Genomic DNA, 13,646 nt, shown 5'->3' on the forward strand with positions numbered 1-13,646 from the left:
ACAGGAGTAGAATATGACCCTTTCGTCGCAAAAACCGATCGGCATAGCCCTAATGGATCGCAGCCCGCTTACATTGGCCGGACTGTCGTGTTTTATTGGAACGCTGAGCGTACCGAATGAGATTATTGTGCAGGAAACCAGTATGGCAGCGGTTTCCGAAGGGTTGTTGTATCAGCCTGTCGATATTCTTATCACCGAATTAAATGGTCTGAATGAAACAACGGCTCAGGGGCGTGAGGCACTGCTGAATTTGTGCGCACTGCTGCCCACGTTGCGAGTGATTGTTTACACCCGTTGCCAGAAGGGGGAAGATCTGGGCAGGTTGTTGGATGTTGCCAATATCAGCGTTGTTTCTCGTGGCGACAATCTGCAACTGGTGGGTGAGTTCTTTAACCGTGTATTCAATGGTGAGCGCGTATTAAGCCCACTGATTGGTTCCTATCTGGCCCGTGCCGATTCCGATGATGTTTCCAGCCTGCATAGCCTGACGCGTTGTGAAAATGATGTGTTGACCTTCTTATTCAATGGGATGAGCCTGCGCGAAATTGCTGAGTTGCAGCATCGCAGTATTAAAACTATCAGCGCGCATAAATGTAATGCCATGCGGAAGTTGCAGGTCAAAAATGACAGTGAGCTGTTTTCGCTCAGGAAAAATATCACCCAGCAGTTTGCGTGTGATTGATGGTCTTGCGAATAGGGGAATGTACCCCTATTCGCTCATCAGATAGGCGTCGTCACTATAAATGCTGGCGGGCGATTAGCCTTCTTTCTCATGGATGGGAATTCTCATGACTCTACGCAGTCCACCGATCTCACGTGTTGCACTGCTAATCCCTTGCCACGTGACGGCGAGCGGTATTGAACACCACTTGAAAGAACACCATGACATCTGGCAGTGCTGGCGGATGCACTCCTTGACTGAAGCCCGATTACGGTTGGTCACCTCCAATATTGAGCTGCTGGTTATGGCCTTTAGTCGACAGCAGACAGATTGGCTAGAGCAGTTGCAGTTTATCCGGACATTGCGTCAGACCAGACCAAACATGCAAATTGTCGTGATAGTGGATGTTTATATTCCCTACTTCCTGCGATGCTTATCTGAACTTAATGTGAGCGGGATCTTAAGTCAGCATGATTCTTTGATGGAAATTGAGCAGGCTTTTGCGCAAATAGGGCGTGAAACCTTTTACTGCAGTGTCAGAATAAAAAATGTATTGTCGGATAACTTGAGCAAAGTTTCAGATGAGGTAACATTGCGTCTGATGGAACTGAGAGTATTACAGCACTTGCTGGAGGGTGACTCGGTAAAGCGCACCGCAAAATTGTTGCTTCGCAGCGAAAAAACGGTGATGGCGATCAAGGGTAAAGCCATGCACAAGCTGGGTATCACTCACTGCGCCGATCTGGTAGCAATGAAAGAGATGCTGGAATATTTGTATCTGGAGTTGACCCTGGCCCTGGATGACGACTCAGAACACTCGGTTGACAGTCTCTCGAGCCGTATTCGCGGCAATAGCAGAGAAATAAAAACATTACCGACATGGTTACCACCGGTGGAGGTGCTCCATTCCAGGGTGGTGATGGCAGGTCATTATCCAGCAAGGAAGGAATAGAATTTGGAACAACTTCAGAAAACCAACGGATGCAGCAGGCGGCTGTTGGTTGGATTTATCGTCAGTAGCGGTTTGTTATTGGCCGGTTGCGCAAGTAAAAGCAGTCCCCCCCCATCCAAGGTGCAACCGATCGTCTCTTCTCCCGCCGCAGTCGAACCGCCGCCTCAACCGGTGATTGAAAAGCCAGAGGTGAAACAAAATCGTCTGGGGTTATGCCAGAGTGAGCTTGCTTCCCTGAAAGTGGTAAACCCGAGAGCCTATGCCGCCAGAAAAGCCTATTTCGATAGTCTGGTAAGAAATGCTTCGGTTTATAGTGCCGTTCGTGGTGATATCAACTCGTTGACCAAAGATACGTTGGACGCCTTGTATAAATATAAAACCAATCAGGTGTGTGCTGAAATTGAGCGCGATGTGTTGAATGGACTGATTCGTAAAGGGGAGAGCCTGAAGTGAAACAGAGTCTAAAGTATGGCTTTTTTTTTACGCTGACACTGCCTTTGAGCTGTGCTTTTGGGGCAACAGATAGACTGCAAGATGATATGAGCACCACGCTCGAGTCATTGAATGCGATCACCAGTAAAGTGGATGACGCTCCGGCGCTGCTGTTGCTGACCCCATCTCAACTAGAAGCAATTACTCCTCCCCCTCGTGAAAAGAGAAGCAGCACTAAGCCTGCCAAGAGTGCACAGAGCAAACGGCCAAGTGAATCCCAGTCAGCCCCAGTAGCAGAATTAAAAACGCTGCAAGCCAAAATCAATCAGTTGAATGCGACTGTGAGTCAGCAGGATCAGGAGTTGAAGCAGTTGCGTCAATCCGCTCAACAGGATGCGGATGCGCGTGCTGAAATTGCCCAGTTGAAACAAAATCTCCAGGAGAACCTGCGGACAACAGAGCAAATGCAGCAGGATTTAGCGGCAGCCACGACGGCGAAGTCTGAGAATAAGCAGGATACCAGCCGTCTGCAGCAAGCTTTGGATAAGAGTCAGCAGCAAAGTTCGTCATTGCAGAAACAGTTGGATGCATTGGCACTATCGCAGAATGATAAAAACAAAGAGAACCAGGCGCTTCAGACACAGCTGAACGAAAGTCGTAAGCAAAATGAAGAAGTACAAAAAACATTGGCCGTATTAACGGCAAAAGCCAGTGAAAAAGAACAGAAGGCGTCAGCGCTGCAAAAACAACTGGATGCGATGACCGTGGCACAAACGGGTAAGAGCAGCGAGCAGGATGCCCTGAAAGCGCAATTGACGCAGAGTAAGAAACAGAGTGAGGCGGCACAGCAGCAGTTAGCGATGTTGACGAGTAAAGCCGCTGAAGGCGCGCAGCAAATGGCGGCTCTGAAAAAACAGCTAGAGACATTGGTGGCGTCAGAAGGTGAAAAAGCCAAAAGCAATCAGACATTGCAGGCAGCTTTAGATGAGAGCCGCAAGAAGAGTGAAGATTTGCAGAGCCAGCTTATTGCATTGCGGGACAGTGCGAGCGAGAAAATGCGGGAAAGCAGCGCATTGGAACAGCAACTGACTGAACTACAGAAAGCGCAGAGCGATGCTGTTGTGGAACCGAAAACCGAGAGCGAAATTCGCGATTATGCGATCGGCAGCTCGTTGGCCGATGACATGCTGGCATTGCTGAAAGAGAGAACGGCACAGGGGATAAAGATCGATAATCGCCTGGCGTTGGCAGGCGTGCAGGATGCGTTTGCTGGCAAGGTAAAGCTGCCGCAGGAGCAGATAGATAAAGCGCTACAGGCCACTGAGGCTGCGCTGAGTGCCAATGAAAAACAGCGTACGCGGGAAACCGAAGCGGCGGGCTCGCGCTATATCGCGCAGTTCAAAAAGCAAAAGCAGGTGAAGAAAGACGCCTCTGGCTATTTCTACCGTATTGACAATGCGGGTAAAGGCAAGATTGACGATACCAGCATTGTGTCTGTGGTGGTGAAAGAAAGCCTGACGAATGGCAAAGTGATTAAGGACATGGAAGCGGCGGGTACGTCGATCCGGCAACCATTGAGCAGCTATCCGCCTATGTTCAGATCCGCGCTGTCGCAGTTGCAGAATCACGGCAGCATGACGATGGTAGTACCGCCAACCTTGGCTTACGGCGATAAAGGCCTACCACCGGACATCCCGCCGGGTTCTACGATGGTATATAACGTAAGGATATTAGACGTAGTGGCTCCTGCCGATACTGTTACTCCCGTAAGATAGTAGGTGATTTTTAAGACGTTGAGCGCTGGGGATAATTAAGAATAGCTCGAGTTTTGGGTTAAATATTTATTGTTCTGAAGCGCTCAACGTTACTTGCAGTGTAAATAACAGTGTTTTGAATATTTTTATGCCCTAAATAATCTTGAATTAGCCGTGTATCAACACCTTTATCGGCGAGTGCATAACCACAGGAATGACGCAACATATGGGGATGCACCTGTACGCTGATACCGGCTAATTCTCCATACGCTTTTATTAAACGATAAAGTTGTTGCCGTGAAATTTGCCCGCCATGGCGGGACAGGAATAACCACTGACTGTCGGACTCCAGATAGCGTGGGCGTTGTGCCAGCCATTTGTTCAGCGCCAAACGCTCGCGAATTTGAATCGGATGTTGAACAGAAAAACCATTTTTTAAACGAGAAACGTGTAAACGGTTAGTCGTTAGATCAATATCCTCCAAGCGTAACCCTCTGAGTTCGCTGACGCGTAACCCATGAATAAAGCACATCAACAGCATGCAGCGATCTCGCCAACCATTGGATCCATCCGGTATAGCAGAGATCATTCTCTCAATTTCAATGTGACTGAGATATTTGCGTTTTTTCATTTTCTTTTTCCTGCGTTACAAAAAGCAAATATTACTGTGGCGTGATTATTTAAACATCGAATACCTGCTTTCAGCAATTAAAATAACAACAGCCGCATCTAAGAACTTTCCGTTAAAATTTGCTGGGGAGTAGGGTTGAAGAGGCATTACGCATTGTTAATGTGAAAAAAAATAGCGTATCTGTTCATAAAATAATCATTTATTTATGGGGGACATCACATCATAGGGGATGAATGCATTCTTTTTCAGGGGGGGTAAGCTTTTTCTTAGTGCTACGTAATGTGTACATTTATCACGGAGACTGAAATATTTAATTTTAATCGGAGTATTTATTTCAAGATGACGATTATTTTATGATATGCGACGTAATTTTTTATAATCCATTTTTATCTGTTTTTGATATCGCTACTTCAAGTGTAAGAGTGACCTGGCTTCTTCTTATTTTCGACGGTATCGTACCTTACGAGCCCGTTTTCTGCGCAGTCAGGCTTGAACAGCTTGCCCCTTTCGCCTTGATGGCGGTAGAAACAAAATGATAATTATTATTGATATCATGCTGTCTCTGATTACAATGCCAGCCATTGCTCGGTGTCGATATAGCGTTTCTAAGGATTCTGTGGCTCAGATTGGTTGATGAGTCACCAGGCACGCGATCGCTGAAGCTTGTATGGTGATGTCTTAATCGCTTGCGATGGGTATTCATTACCTCTTCGTGAGTGACTCCCAGACGATTCTGTCTCTGGCATAAGGTAATGTTCTCCGTTAATGCCCTTATTTCATCAGGTTATCGCCAGGTGCTCTCTGTGCAGAATATTTTGAGAATGGTTCGAATAATTAATTTGTTGGTTTTTTTTCATAGGAATAAACTAGATGACTGATTTTTTGAATTGATAGCAAAGAACTTTACTATTGATTTAACTTATATGTAGGTTGTTGCTGTTATTACTATGAATGAGCAGAGAACGGCTTAGTCTGTGCGAAGCAAGGCACATTTGGGCTGAAATGTTAGCAATAACTTATTGGATACAGGGTAGTCAGGAGCGAACCTATGGATAATAAATCAATTAATTTTCAAAGGGATGCTCAGTTACAGACCAAGGCGGTATTTCCACCCACTTGGCAATTGAACGACTTGCAGCGCACTTTTATTGAAGACCTCTGGCAACCAGAGTTTTATGAGGGGGAACCGCCTGTTTTAGCCGATAATCTGTAAACGCCTTGCTGGCTTGAGCCAACTCATTAAACAAGCCTAATAATCGCTATGCTGTGTCATCTTCGCAAGTCTGAGGATTGGGGCAGCGTAAGTGCCAAATAACGGCCCGCCGCTCCTCCAGACCGACAACGATCGATTACGCCAGTGAACTGAACGGCATAAACCCTGGTTGTGGCAAGACGGTGAGGAAATGCCCTGGCTACCTGGCTGCCACTCCAAGGGTTTTGGGTATAAACTTATTGTTGATTTGTATAAAATTAAGAGGAATGACCATGCCCAATTATAGCCCTCGCCGTATTGCCCTTTATACCGTTGCCGTTATTCTCATTTTAGTGGTTGTTGGCTTGGTGACTTATGTCGGCGTCAGTTTACTTAACTGAGCGATTTGCTCTGCCCAATATGCCCCTATCTCAACTTACGAACGACGGCTCGCTCATTGAGATAGGGGAAACGATGTCTTAGCCCACCGTGGGTAACGGACTCAGCACCATATGTGCCAGCCCTTTCTCGTTACGGCTGAAGCGCCAGCAGGTCTGGTGATACTTCGCCACACTGTTGCGGTGCGCCACGCTCACTAGCGTGACGTTCGGCAGTTCGTCCACCAACAGGCAATACATCAACTGCTCGGTTTCATCATCCAGCGCACTGGTGGCTTCATCCAGGAACAGAATGTCTGGGCGGGTGAGGATCGCGCGGGCAAACGCCAACCGCTGCTGCTCACCCGGCGATAACCGATGGCTCCAGTTGGCGCTGGTATCCAGCCAGCGTTGCAGGTGTTTCAGGCGGCAATTCTCCAGCACTTTTAGCAGTTGTTCATCGCTATAGTCCTTATCCTGATGTGGGTAGCTCAGGGCTTCACGCAGCGTACCGATCGGAATATAACTACGCTGCGGCAGGAACAAGGTGCTCAACGATTTATCCAGACCGATCTCACCGGAACCGTAAGGCCAGATCCCGGCAATGGCGCGCAGCAAGGTCGATTTACCACAGCCTGAAGGGCCAACGATCAGCACGCGTTCACCACGCTTCAGCGCGATAGTGGCGGCACTCAGCAGCGGCTGCCCATCGGGCAGGTCCATGCTAAGAGCGCGCAGTACCAGCGGCTGTGCACTTTCTGGTTGCAGTTGAATACCGCGGGGTTGGTTATGCACCTCGTCTATCGCCGCGTTAAAACCTGCCAGACGGTTAACGCAGGCTTTCCAGGTGGCCAGATTGGAGAACGCATCAATGAACCACGATAGCGCCCCTTGCACCTGGCCGAACGCGGAGGCGATCTGCATCAACCCACCCATCTGGATCGCGCCGGAGAAATAACGCGGGGCTGCCACCAGCAGTGGGAAAATAATGGCAAACTGGGCATAGAAGTTACTGGCGATATTCAGGCGGCGTGTAATGCGCATAATCGACCACCAGTTACTGCGAATAGCCTCAAAGCGATTGCTCAACTGTTGCTTTTCACGCGGTTCACCGTGATACAGCGCAATGGCATCGTTGTTTTCACGGATGCGGATCAGCCCGAAACGAAAGTTGGCTTCATAACGTTCCTGGTTAAAGCCCAACATGACCAGCGGCTTACCGACCCACCAGATCACCAGTGAACCCAATACCGCATACAGCAGGGCAAACCACACCATATAGCCAGGCAGAGTGATAGAGTGCTGGGCGATCATAAAGGTCATTGGCCCGCTGATGTGCCAAAGAATGCTCACGAACGAACCGAGTGTTACCAGGCTGGACAGCAGGCCGAGTGACAGTGACAGCGTATATTGGGTCAGAACGTTGAGATCGTCAGAAATACGTTGGTCTGGGTTATCAATAATCTGCTGCTGTTCGGTATGGTAATAGGCTCGATGTGCCAGCCATTTCCCCATGAATTTTTCCGTCATCCAGCGCCGCCAGCGCATCTGTAAACCCTGCGTCAGGTAGATCTTGTAGACAGCCAACACGATGAAGATCAACGCCAGATAGGTAAAGCGCCACAGTTGTTCCTTGAACACCTGATAGTTTTTATTTTGTAGTGCGTCGTAGAACACCTGATTCCACTGGTTAATCAGCACGCTGATATAGACCAATCCCAGTGACAGGGCCACGATGGCGATCAACATCGCCCAGGCACGCCATTTCTCTTCCGAAACCCAAAAGGGCTTAATCAATTGCCAGACGGCATGTTTCTGCGAAGTCGTATTGTTCATGATGTTCCAGAATGTATTAGTTCTTATCAGCATGGGCGCAGGAAGGGTAACAAACAAACTGTGACATGTAAGCAGTTTTGACACGGCTAACTATCTGAAATAGGGCGAATGCGGTCTGAGGGGTGAAGAGCATGCCCTCGGCGGTTATACTGGCGGCCGTTTATGGTAATGAAGGACAAGTCATGAAGGCGTTGATCTCCCTGTTGCTGGCTTATGGCACTGCCGCCAGTTTTCAGGCGTTGGCACATATCGATGAGCCCGATATGGACGCTGACTGCCAGAAGATCGCGAGCTATGCCGCGTTGGGAAATACGGCCTATCAGCAGGGTAACTATACGAAAGCGGCGGATATCTTTCGCGATCAGGCGGCCTGGAGTGAGTTTTGTGGGATTAGCGATCAGGCGATCGCCACGGCCTATAACAATGTGGCACTGTCGTTGATTCATGCGGGTGAACTGCTGAAGGCGCGCGCCTATCTGGCGCTAGTTCCCTATGACAGCAAATCGCAGCACAATATGAAATTGTTACAGCAACGTTTAGCTCAGCAGCCCGTTGGTGCCGGGCCTGCGGGGGTTTACTGGCAATATGCCGGGCGCGGGGTATGGAGTGAACTGAAGGTTAAACCCCAGGGCCAGCGTTGGCAGATCGATTTTTCCGGTTATTACATGCCGCTGATGGGGCTCTATTATGGTCCGAATAGGGGTGACTTGGCCGGTGAATTAACCATTGCGCAGGGGAAAGGGGTTTTCCGTCAGCGTGAGGCATCGCTGAACTGCGATGTCACGCTGGATTTCACCGCTGATGCGGTGGACCTGCACACGGAGGGTGACTGCGGGTTTGGTTTTAACGTGCATGCCGAAGGGCGGTTTGTGCGGGTGGAATAACCCACAGAGGATTGCCCTCTCTTAGCAGAAAGGGCAAGCAGGCACTCAGTGGGCGGTGTTAGCCAGCAATTCTTTCCAGCCTGCGACGTCTGCCAGATAATGACCAACCGGGATCTGACACAGATGCCCATCGCTACGCTGTAAGGCAAACGTCGGGAAGCCCTGACCCTTTATCTGAGCCAGCAACGCACGGCTTTCGGCAATGTGTTGTGCGGTTGGTGCCTCGCTTTTGAAGCGCATATAGGCAATAAATGCGGCAGATGGCAGTCCCAGTTCTTTAGCCAACGTGGTTAAAACCGGGGTATCGGCAATGCGCCGCCCTTCTTGGTAATGGGCTGCCTGAATGCGGTGCAGCATATCGATACCCCGCCCGGCAAGCTCTTCGGCAACCAGAATGGCGGTAATCGGCGGTGTGGAGTCCATCACCGCCGTAGTATCACGCAGCAGCCCGTTGAAGTATTTTTCACCGAATGTCTGCCCGGTCAACTCGGCAATCCGTTTGTCGTGCGGTATCACGTAGTTGCGCCATTTGTCGCTGATCCGGCGGCGGTTGCTGCCGGTCATCATGCCACCGGCGTGCAGGACGATGCTTAGCCCTGGGATGCTCTGGGCGGCTTTCACCAGCGGTGCGGCACCATAGCACCAGCCACACAGCGGATCGAAAATATAATGCAGCGTTGCTGTACTCATAGTTATATCTCGGTTGTCGGGCTTATTGTGGCCACTTCATGTCACCTTTCAGCACTTTGGCACTCAGATCCAGGCTGGAACCCTCTTTCAGGCCGGGATAATGCTTTTTCATGACGGCGATCAGTTCGCTAGAGTTTTTGGCCTTCGGCAATTCGGCTTCCAGCGTCGTCAGGTAGTTTTGGGTAAAAGTCACTGACTCCAGCGATTGCGCGGCACCCGGCAGGAAATGCCCCGGTACCACCACCTGTGGTTTTAGCACTTTGATGCTTTCCAGCGTTTGCTGCCAATGAGCACGGGATTCTACGCTTTGGTTGTCCGCCAGCCACGGGTGAATGTTGTTACCAGCCACCGCCACACCGCCGACCACCGCCTGCAACGCCGGGATCCATACATAGGTGCGATCCGGCGTCGGGCCGCTCAGGCCTTTGATTTCTACTTCCTGGCCGTCGATGGTAAAGCTATCGCCCTGCAAGGGTTGCGGAACAATGAGCGTTTTCGGCGCATTTTCCTTCAGGAGCGGGCCCCAATAAGCCATTTTACCGTCTTTGCTGGCGTTGATCGCGGCGATGGTCCCCGGTGATGCGATGATTTTTGCCTGTGGGAACGCTGCTTTGATCACATCCAGCCCGAAGTAGAAATCGGGATCCGAATGGCTGATATACACGGTGGTCAGTTTCTTGCCAGTGGCTTTGATTTTCTTCACTAACGCTTCAGCATCGTTCCGCTGGAATTGGGCGTCAATCAGTGCCACTTCGTGTTTACCGCTGATGATTTCAGAAGAAACCGGGAATACGCTGTTTTCGCCTGGATTATACACTTCCAGGGTCAGCGTATTGGCGGCGGTGGCATAAGTGCTGAAAGTGGCGATGCTGGTTAACGCCAGGGTCAGTAATGATTTCTTAAACATTTGGCAGGTGTCCTTTAGGTATTTGTTAGGGTTGCCCAGATGATATGTTGCATAAATCGAGAGAAAAACCGGATAATAAGCAATTATTCATTGCGTAAATCGAGCGAATCATGGATCGCATTACCGCCGCAGAAGTTTTTGTCACCATTGTCGAGCGTGGCAGTATGATCGCGGCGGCAGATCGGCTTGAGATGTCGCGCGCCATGGTGACACGCTATCTGGCGCAGATGGAGCAGTGGGCCGGGGCGCGTTTGCTGCACCGCACCACGCGTAAACTGAGCCTGACCGATGCCGGCGAACGGACGCTGGAGCGCTGCCGCCAGATGCTGGCGTTGGCCGGGGAGATCGATCTGGTGGATAACCAGCAGAGTGACGATTTGCGCGGTCTGCTGCGCATTACCTGTTCGCAATCGCTTGGGCAAACGGCGCTGGTGGGGGCGGTGGCACAGTATCTGAAACGCCATCCGCAGGTGGCGGTGGATCTGCAAATGAACAATCGTGCGGTCAATCTGGTGGAGGAGCGAATCGATCTGGCGCTGCGTATCACCAATGAGCTAGACCCGAATCTGATCGCCCGGCCGCTTTCCACCTGTGCTTCGGTGGTCTGTGCTTCTCCGGCCTATCTTGCCGCTCACGGCACGCCGCGCCATCCGCAGGATCTGGCAACGCATAACTGCCTGACGTATTCCTATTTCGGTAAAAGCCTGTGGCATTTTGACAGTCAGGGCGTGAAATCGGCGGTGGCGGTCAGTGGCAATCTGAGTGCCAACGAATCGGTGGTGCTGCTGGCAGGCACGGTGCAAGGGGCAGGCATTTCATTGCAGCCTTACTACTCGGCAGCTCCGTTGCTGGCAAAGGGCGACCTGATCGAATTACTGCCTGACTACATGCCGCAAGCGATGGGGATCTATGGGATTTACACCTCGCGCCGCCAAATGCCGGCAACGCTGCGCACCATGCTGGATTTTTTAGTGGAGTGGTTTGCCACCGATCCTGACTGGCGCGCCACGCTGCGCTGATGATTAGCGTGTAATCACCGAGGCTAAACGGGCGGGGAGCTTTTCCGCCTGCTGCTGCAAATGCTGCATAAACGCCGTCACCAGTGCAGAAGAGGGGCGATGCAGCGGCCGGATCAGGCTGACGGTGAACGGCACTTCCACGCTGAATGGCCGCACATGCACACCGTGATTGGCGTAATCCAGGGCGGTCAGCGGGTTGACGATCGACACACCAACTCCTGCTTTTACCATCGCACATACCGAGGCGGCGCTATGGGTTTCCAGCACCATGCGGCGATCGATCCCCTGCTCATGAAACAGAGAATCCAGCAACTGCCGATAGCTGTCGGTGCTCGACAGGCTGATAAAGTTCTCTCCGCTGAAGTCCTGCGGCGTCAGCACCGTTTTCGCCAGCAACCGGTGCCCGGCGGGCAATACGCAGACTTCATTCATGGTCATCAAGGTCACACGTTCGGTACCGGCGGGAGTGAGGGTGTTTTCCGTCAGCCCCAGATCGTGACGCTGTGCCGACAGCCACTCCTCCAGCAGCGGTGATTCCTGTGGGATCACGCTGAAGCTCACTTCCGGGTAACGATCGATAAACGGTTTGCAGACAGCGGGCAGCAGCGATTGGGAAAACACTGGCAGGCAGGCGATGGAAAGCTGTGCCTGCTGAAACTGACGGATACCGGCGGCGGCATTCTTGATGCGATCCAGACCATAGTAAGAACGCTGCACTTCTTCGAACAACCGCAGGCCCTGCACCGTCGGGTACAAGCGGCCGCGCACGCGATCGAACAACTGTAGCTGGATCAGCTTCTCGAAGCGCGCCAGCTCGCGGCTGACGGTGGGCTGCGAGGTTTGTAGCAAAGCAGCGGCCTCGGTCAGGTTACCGGTAGTCATCACCGCATGAAAGATCTCAATCTGGCGCAGGGTGATGGTAGGCATAGCGGTGCTCCACAGGTAAAGAAAGCCATATCATAAGTGAATAGACTATGGCGAAATAGATATTTTTCAAATCGACATCGGTTCGGCATGATGATGGAAAATTTCATCTTGAGAACACACTGATGCCACGCGCTTTGAACGACACCTCTACCGCACTGAACGCCACCAATCTGCTGGCATTGCCGCAACGCTTCGGCTGCCCGGTTTGGGCCTATGATGCTGATATCATTTGCCAACGGATCAACCAGCTACGCCACTTTGATGTGATCCGCTTTGCGCAGAAAGCCTGCTCGAATATTCATATTCTGCGTCTGATGCGCGAGCAGGGCGTGAGAGTGGATTCGGTATCTTTGGGGGAGATCGAACGTGCTTTGCAGGCCGGTTTTGTGCCGGGCGGGGAAGAGATTGTCTTTACCGCCGACGTCTTCGATCACGCCACGCTGGCCCGCGTCAGTGAGCTGAAAATCCCGGTTAACGCCGGTTCTGTCGATATGCTGGAGCAGCTTGGTCAGGTTTCGGCCGGTCATCCGGTGTGGTTGCGCGTCAACCCCGGTTTTGGTCATGGTCACAGCCAGAAAACCAATACCGGTGGTGAAAACAGCAAGCACGGCATCTGGTATGCCGATTTGCCACAGGCGGTAGCGAAAATTCAGCAATACGGCCTGAAACTGGTTGGTGTGCATATGCACATTGGTTCCGGTGTCGATTATCAGCACTTGGAAAGCGTGTGCGACGCCATGGTGCAGCAGGTGATTGATCTGGGCCAGGATATCAGTGCGATCTCTGCCGGTGGTGGGCTTTCTATCCCTTATCAATATGGGGAAGAGGCGATCGATACCGAACACTATTACGGCTTGTGGAACCGCGCTCGCGAACGCGTGGCCGCACATTTGGGCCATCCGGTGAAACTGGAAATTGAACCGGGGCGTTTCCTGATGGCTGAAGCGGGTGTGCTGGTGGCAGAAGTACGCGCGGTGAAAGACATGGGCAGCCGCCATTTTGTGCTGGTGGATGCAGGTTTTAACGATCTGATGCGCCCGGCGATGTACGGCAGCTATCACCATATCTCTCTGTTACCTGCGGATGGCCGAGATACGGCGAACCAACCACTGCGCGATACCGTGATTGCCGGGCCGCTGTGTGAATCCGGTGATGTGTTTACCCAACAGGCGGGCGGCGGTATTGAAACTCGCGCCTTGCCACAGGTATCCGTCGGCGATTATCTGGTGTTCCATGATACCGGGGCTTACGGCTCGTCGATGTCGTCCAACTACAATAGCCGCCCGTTATTGCCGGAAGTGTTGTTCGAAAACGGCGAACCGCGCCTGATCCGCCGCCGCCAGACTATTGAAGAACTGATCGGCCTGGAACTGATTTAACCTAA

13 protein-coding genes are annotated in these 13,646 nt (G+C 51.5%); 8 read left to right on the forward strand and 5 right to left on the reverse strand.

Annotation, left to right across the window (positions count from 1 at the left end):
* Positions 1–13 precede the first annotated feature (13 nt).
* The 4 genes from AC2A1E_RS12255 to AC2A1E_RS12270 all read left to right on the forward strand — a co-directional run bounded on the left by AC2A1E_RS12255 (position 14) and on the right by AC2A1E_RS12270 (position 3,820).
* Complete coding sequence (locus tag AC2A1E_RS12255) at positions 14–682, forward strand: response regulator transcription factor (RefSeq protein WP_459401490.1); 669 nt, start codon at positions 14–16, stop codon at positions 680–682.
* A gap of 106 nt (positions 683–788) precedes the next feature.
* A complete protein-coding gene (locus AC2A1E_RS12260; RefSeq protein ID WP_484383975.1) occupies positions 789–1,613 on the forward strand; it encodes a LuxR C-terminal-related transcriptional regulator in 825 nt (274 codons plus the stop codon).
* Positions 1,614–1,616: 3 nt separating this feature from the next.
* On the forward strand, positions 1,617–2,066 hold the full coding sequence (locus AC2A1E_RS12265) for a hypothetical protein (protein WP_484383976.1): 450 nt from the start codon (positions 1,617–1,619) through the stop codon (positions 2,064–2,066).
* Positions 2,067–2,152: 86 nt separating this feature from the next.
* Positions 2,153–3,820, forward strand: coding sequence for an FKBP-type peptidyl-prolyl cis-trans isomerase N-terminal domain-containing protein (locus AC2A1E_RS12270; protein WP_484383977.1), 1,668 nt, complete (start codon positions 2,153–2,155; stop codon positions 3,818–3,820).
* 58 nt (positions 3,821–3,878) lie between these two features.
* Here the strand turns inward: AC2A1E_RS12270 and AC2A1E_RS12275 are convergent, their stop codons facing one another.
* The gene (locus AC2A1E_RS12275; RefSeq protein WP_459401494.1) at positions 3,879–4,430 is read right to left on the reverse strand and encodes a tyrosine-type DNA invertase; all 552 of its coding nucleotides are present in this window, start codon (positions 4,428–4,430) and stop codon (positions 3,879–3,881) included.
* A 1,048-nt stretch (positions 4,431–5,478) separates the two neighbouring features.
* On the opposite strand from AC2A1E_RS12275, the gene AC2A1E_RS12280 reads away from it, so the two are divergent.
* Positions 5,479–5,643: a hypothetical protein gene (locus AC2A1E_RS12280; protein WP_484383978.1), complete on the forward strand. Its 165-nt coding sequence runs from the start codon at positions 5,479–5,481 to the stop codon at positions 5,641–5,643.
* Positions 5,644–6,101: 458 nt separating this feature from the next.
* On the opposite strand, the gene AC2A1E_RS12285 is transcribed toward AC2A1E_RS12280, so the two are convergent.
* Entirely contained in the window at positions 6,102–7,835 is a 1,734-nt protein-coding gene (locus AC2A1E_RS12285) for an ABC transporter ATP-binding protein/permease (protein WP_484383979.1), read from the reverse strand.
* A 182-nt stretch (positions 7,836–8,017) separates the two neighbouring features.
* Here AC2A1E_RS12285 and AC2A1E_RS12290 point away from each other — a divergent pair, with 182 nt between their 5' ends.
* Positions 8,018–8,719: a tetratricopeptide repeat protein gene (locus AC2A1E_RS12290; RefSeq protein WP_484383980.1), complete on the forward strand. Its 702-nt coding sequence runs from the start codon at positions 8,018–8,020 to the stop codon at positions 8,717–8,719.
* A 45-nt stretch (positions 8,720–8,764) separates the two neighbouring features.
* Here AC2A1E_RS12290 and AC2A1E_RS12295 read toward each other — a convergent pair whose 3' ends face one another.
* Positions 8,765–9,409 carry a DsbA family protein gene (locus AC2A1E_RS12295; protein WP_484383981.1) on the reverse strand — a complete coding sequence of 215 codons (645 nt, stop codon included), beginning with the start codon at positions 9,407–9,409 and terminating at the stop codon, positions 8,765–8,767.
* Positions 9,410–9,431: 22 nt separating this feature from the next.
* Positions 9,432–10,316, reverse strand: coding sequence for an MBL fold metallo-hydrolase (locus tag AC2A1E_RS12300; protein ID WP_484383982.1), 885 nt, complete (start codon positions 10,314–10,316; stop codon positions 9,432–9,434).
* A 110-nt stretch (positions 10,317–10,426) separates the two neighbouring features.
* Between AC2A1E_RS12300 and AC2A1E_RS12305 the strand changes: the two genes are divergently transcribed.
* Complete coding sequence (locus AC2A1E_RS12305) at positions 10,427–11,335, forward strand: LysR family transcriptional regulator (RefSeq protein ID WP_484383983.1); 909 nt, start codon at positions 10,427–10,429, stop codon at positions 11,333–11,335.
* 3 nt (positions 11,336–11,338) lie between these two features.
* Here AC2A1E_RS12305 and AC2A1E_RS12310 read toward each other — a convergent pair whose 3' ends face one another.
* A complete protein-coding gene (locus AC2A1E_RS12310) occupies positions 11,339–12,262 on the reverse strand; it encodes a LysR family transcriptional regulator (protein WP_484383984.1) in 924 nt (307 codons plus the stop codon).
* A 122-nt stretch (positions 12,263–12,384) separates the two neighbouring features.
* On the opposite strand from AC2A1E_RS12310, the gene lysA reads away from it, so the two are divergent.
* Complete coding sequence (gene lysA / locus AC2A1E_RS12315; RefSeq protein ID WP_484383985.1) at positions 12,385–13,641, forward strand: diaminopimelate decarboxylase; 1,257 nt, start codon at positions 12,385–12,387, stop codon at positions 13,639–13,641.
* Positions 13,642–13,646 lie beyond the last annotated feature (5 nt).

The organism is Serratia sp. HNCC26DJ206 (assembly GCF_057180605.1).

What these genes read in the sequence shown, in the direction of transcription:
- AC2A1E_RS12270 (WP_484383977.1), top strand. Translation starts at nt 2,153, where the DNA reads ATGAGCACCACGCTCGAGTCATTGAATGCGATCACCAGTAAAGTGGAT.
- AC2A1E_RS12255 (WP_459401490.1), top strand. Translation starts at nt 14, where the DNA reads ATGACCCTTTCGTCGCAAAAACCGATCGGCATAGCCCTAATGGATCGC.
- AC2A1E_RS12285 (WP_484383979.1), bottom strand. Translation starts at nt 7,835, where the DNA reads ATGAACAATACGACTTCGCAGAAACATGCCGTCTGGCAATTGATTAAG.
- lysA (WP_484383985.1), top strand. Translation starts at nt 12,385, where the DNA reads ATGCCACGCGCTTTGAACGACACCTCTACCGCACTGAACGCCACCAAT.
- AC2A1E_RS12310 (WP_484383984.1), bottom strand. Translation starts at nt 12,262, where the DNA reads ATGCCTACCATCACCCTGCGCCAGATTGAGATCTTTCATGCGGTGATG.
- AC2A1E_RS12290 (WP_484383980.1), top strand. Translation starts at nt 8,018, where the DNA reads ATGAAGGCGTTGATCTCCCTGTTGCTGGCTTATGGCACTGCCGCCAGT.
- AC2A1E_RS12300 (WP_484383982.1), bottom strand. Translation starts at nt 10,316, where the DNA reads ATGTTTAAGAAATCATTACTGACCCTGGCGTTAACCAGCATCGCCACT.
- AC2A1E_RS12305 (WP_484383983.1), top strand. Translation starts at nt 10,427, where the DNA reads ATGGATCGCATTACCGCCGCAGAAGTTTTTGTCACCATTGTCGAGCGT.
- AC2A1E_RS12260 (WP_484383975.1), top strand. Translation starts at nt 789, where the DNA reads ATGACTCTACGCAGTCCACCGATCTCACGTGTTGCACTGCTAATCCCT.
- AC2A1E_RS12275 (WP_459401494.1), bottom strand. Translation starts at nt 4,430, where the DNA reads ATGAAAAAACGCAAATATCTCAGTCACATTGAAATTGAGAGAATGATC.
- AC2A1E_RS12295 (WP_484383981.1), bottom strand. Translation starts at nt 9,409, where the DNA reads ATGAGTACAGCAACGCTGCATTATATTTTCGATCCGCTGTGTGGCTGG.
- AC2A1E_RS12280 (WP_484383978.1), top strand. Translation starts at nt 5,479, where the DNA reads ATGGATAATAAATCAATTAATTTTCAAAGGGATGCTCAGTTACAGACC.